This is a genomic window from Fructilactobacillus sp. X3R5C2 (genome assembly GCF_059901175.1).
This window is the reverse complement of sequence record NZ_JBWXVC010000014.1, coordinates 1-581: the sequence shown is the minus strand read 5'-3', so window position 1 is coordinate 581 and position 581 is coordinate 1. Positions and strand designations below refer to the sequence as shown.

General features: G+C 43.9%; 1 protein-coding gene. It reads right to left on the bottom strand.

Features of this window, described 5'->3' with window-relative positions; translation table 11 throughout:
• Positions 1-581: mucin-binding protein (locus AC6UD4_RS07200; RefSeq protein WP_500694599.1), on the bottom strand; the 581-nt coding region annotated here is incomplete at both ends.

Genomic DNA, 581 nt, shown 5'->3' with positions numbered 1-581 from the left:
TTGTCAGATGTCCAAGCACCATAAGTTATCTCACCAGTTACTTCATCAAAGGTGGCGGTTCTGTTGAACGTAACCGTTTCTACTTTGTCATCTGCGGCTTTACTGCCATCGGCGTAAACGTAGTGGATGGTTCTCGTAATGGACTTAGTCAAGTTGTCCTTACTAGTGCCGTCAGGATACTTCGGTCCCGTTGGGTTGTTAGGATCCACTGGTTGACCTGGGTTTCCGGGGTTATCTGGCGTAACTTCTTTGGTCTTGTGCTTTAAGACAACTTGGAAGGTGGGATTATTGTCACCAAATTTGTAACCACTTGGGTATCCGTCGGATACCAATTCGTAGCCTTGAGCTTCGTAACTAGCAATTCGATCCGCAGTGCTGTAATCAGATTGACTACCGAACTTGCCGTTTAAGTTATCAGTTACTAGAACTTTATTGCCATTATCTTGGTCAATGTATTCAACATGAGCTTGTTCTTCATTGGCAGTGTAGACAACGGTATGAACATCGTCTTTTCCTTCAGCAGCATCACCCGTTACACTAGCTTGACTTGGTGTGTAACCAGTAATTTTGGGAGAATTAAT